The following is a 2905-nucleotide window of genomic DNA, read 5'->3' as shown; positions in this document are numbered from 1 at the left end:
CGCTTGTTTCAATGGATTGAATCTCGTCTGCAAATCGTATGTCGGTTTTGGTACTCTTATTTACAATAATCTTGTCTCTTCAACAATGACGGTTTTTAATTCATTGTTAAAAGTGAAAATCAGTTGCTTTATTTCCATCGTAATATACATTATCAATTCCAATATGTCCAATATCATTTAACTGTGATCCAACACCTGTCCAACCGTTAACCAATTCATCATTAAAACTAAATTTATTAGAACCTAAAGTCTGTCCACCTTGTTCTCCTGGTTGAATATTGTAAACCTTGCTTTACCAATTTAATCGACTGCATAACCAGTTCGGGCGTAATCAGATTTGCAGCACCTATTTCGTCTCCTTTTCCATAAGGTGATGTTTGTCAACTGGTATCTTTCGGATCAATTAAAGTTTTATCTTGTGCGTAACCAATAGCTACAAATTTGATTATAGGTTTTGTTTTCATCTATTTTCTTATTTTTAGATTTTCGCCAATTCTGTATTGATGAATTTCATTTCTTCAGCAGAAATAGTAATATCCATTGCTTTTGCATTGGCTATCGCTTGTTCAGCATTTCTTGATCCAGCTAAAACAATCGAAATAGCAGGTTGTAAACTTGTCCAACGTAAAACTAATTGTGAAAGTGTAGCTCCTTTTTCTGCTGCAATTGGAGTAATTGTTTCAAGGAAAGTTTTTACTTTATCTAAATCAAATTGTTGGAAATAACCATTTCTGTGGTCATTATCTTTCAGTTTTCCATCTTTAAAGTATTTTCCGGTAAGTAAACCTCTTTCCATTGGGCTGTACACAATAATTCCTAAATCATTATCCAAAGCATAAGGAACTAAGTCCTGCTCTACTCCGCTGTTCAGCATACTATATCCAACTTGATTACTCGCGATATTTAGTGTTTTACGCGCTTCTTCTACTTGATCCACACTGTAATTACTTACACCAGCAGCACGAATTTTACCTTGTTGAATTAAAATTTCCAAGGCTTCCATCGTTTCTGAAATTGGCGTTGTAGTATCTGGCCAGTGAATTTGCAATAAGTCGATATAATCCGTTTGTAAACGTCTTAGACTGTCTTCTACTTCTTTAATAACACTTTCTTTTGATGAATATTTATAAACAGGAATTGCTTTTCCATTTTCTTCTGCATCAAAGAAAAATTCACCTTTTCCCTTATTACTTCCGTCCCAAACTAAACCGAATTTTGTTAACAATTGAATTTTTGTTCTATCATAACCTTTTATAGCTTCACCAATCATTTTTTCGCTCAATCCAAAACCGTAAAATGGCGCTGTATCCAAAGTTGTTACACCATTTTCGATAGAAGCTTGTACCGATGCAATACTATCTTTTTGCTCGTTTCCACCCCACATATTTCCACCGATAGCGAAGGCTCCGTAAGTGATTGCTGATAATTCTAAATCTGTATTTCCTAATTTTCTGTATTCCATTTTTTATAGTTTTTTTGTTAAATAAATTTGTGGTATTTCTTGTAATTTTTCGACAACCAATTTGCCAAATTCTAAGATATAAGACTGTTGATTATGCTCATCTAAACCCTGTTGATCTCTCCAAATTTCGTAGAAAACAAATGTATTTTCGTCCTGCGAACCTTGATGCAAATCATACTGAATATTAGCATCTTCTTTTCGGGTTTCTGTAACCATATTCTGCAAAACAACTGTTACATCTTCGCGATATTCAGGTTTTGCTTTAATAACTGCTGTTAGGTAAATCATACCAATTCTTTTTCTTTAATGAATATGTTTTCTAAATGTTCTCTATATGCTATACGGTAATTTTCGATACGTTCTTCAGTTGCATTTTTTTCCAAGTCGTGGAAATGGAAACCGTTTATTCTACTTAGTCCTGCAAACTGATTCATTTTGTGGAAACCAAATAAAACACCCTCATCAACTGTTTTTTGATCGAAAAATTCTCCTTCTAAAGTAAAAGCCGTTTCTGGCGCATTCCATGTCGTATTAACCATATATTTTTTACCTTGCATCAATCCACCTGTTCCGTAATTAATTGCTGGATTTTTGCGTGAACGACCATCATTTCTATAAATTCCATTTTCATGTCCAGCCGTAAAAACTTCGTCGATATAATATTTCAAGCGATTTGGAACTTGAAACCACCAAATAGGAAAATGGTAAATAATCAAATCTGCCCATTTAAAATTCTCTACTTCTTCAAAAGCATCAAATTCATCATTTATATTTGTAACACGAAAATCAAAACCTTTTTCTTGTAAAAATTCTGTTGTCCAATTATTTAATGTTTTATTGAAAGCTCCACCTGAATGGGCAAAGTTTTGCGCTCCGTTGATAATAAATATATTCATTTGTATAATTTTAATTATTGATAGTGTAAATTTCTATCATATTTATATATTATACAAATAACTTAAATTATATATTTTTATCAGAATAGTGATAGATTAATTTATCGACTCTTTTGTTTATCAGCTATAACAATTGTTTTTCTTCCACCAATGCCATTTTTATCATAATCGTATACTTTAGGGATTTCACTCAATAGAAAAAAACTGACTAACTATAAGGTTAAATTTTGTGTTTGATATATTTAATTATTCGAATATACTTACGATGGTCTTTCCTGAACCCTGACCACTTTGAGCGTAAAGATGAGCTTCAGCTACATGATCAAAATCAAATACTTTATTAATAAGTGGTTTTAATTTTGATTGTCCAACCCAAATAGTTAACTGATTCATTATTTCTTTTAATTTATCGATTCCTTGCAGATTATAATAAATCAATAGAGTAATCATATATACAAAATGAAGGTTTAATGCTTTTTGGTGTAAAATTGAAATATCAATCTTTTTATCTCTAGTAAGAGTAGAGACTGGATATCCCCCTGAATTT

4 protein-coding genes are annotated in these 2905 nt (G+C 31.8%); all 4 read right to left on the bottom strand.

Features of this window, described 5'->3' with window-relative positions; genetic code table 11:
• Nucleotides 1-478: 478 nt before the first annotated feature.
• Nucleotides 479-1462 carry an aldo/keto reductase gene (locus tag B4E95_RS04365; RefSeq protein WP_286496247.1) on the bottom strand — a complete coding sequence of 328 codons (984 nt, stop codon included), beginning with the start codon at nt 1460-1462 and terminating at the stop codon, nt 479-481.
• Between the two features lie 3 nt (nt 1463-1465).
• On the bottom strand, nt 1466-1750 hold the full coding sequence (locus B4E95_RS04360) for a putative quinol monooxygenase (RefSeq protein WP_221856550.1): 285 nt from the start codon (nt 1748-1750) through the stop codon (nt 1466-1468).
• Nucleotides 1747-2358 (bottom strand): NAD(P)H-dependent oxidoreductase, encoded by a 612-nt coding sequence (locus tag B4E95_RS04355; RefSeq protein ID WP_125350263.1) that lies wholly within the window; start codon nt 2356-2358, stop codon nt 1747-1749. The genes B4E95_RS04360 and B4E95_RS04355 overlap by 4 nt, the downstream gene beginning before the upstream one ends.
• A 246-nt stretch (nt 2359-2604) precedes the next feature.
• Nucleotides 2605-2905: zinc-binding dehydrogenase (locus B4E95_RS04350; protein ID WP_291090217.1), on the bottom strand; the 301-nt coding region annotated here is incomplete at its 5' end.

The sequence above is a fragment of the Empedobacter sp. UBA7494 genome (assembly GCF_002478465.1).
Lineage (GTDB): Bacteria > Bacteroidota > Bacteroidia > Flavobacteriales > Weeksellaceae > Empedobacter > Empedobacter falsenii_B.
This window is presented reverse-complemented; position numbering and strand designations above follow the sequence as displayed.

Excerpts from the sequence above, each read along its gene's own strand:
- B4E95_RS04355 (WP_125350263.1), bottom strand. The coding sequence starts at position 2,358 with ATGAATATATTTATTATCAACGGAGCGCAAAACTTTGCCCATTCAGGT.
- B4E95_RS04365 (WP_286496247.1), bottom strand. The coding sequence starts at position 1,462 with ATGGAATACAGAAAATTAGGAAATACAGATTTAGAATTATCAGCAATC.
- B4E95_RS04360 (WP_221856550.1), bottom strand. The coding sequence starts at position 1,750 with ATGATTTACCTAACAGCAGTTATTAAAGCAAAACCTGAATATCGCGAA.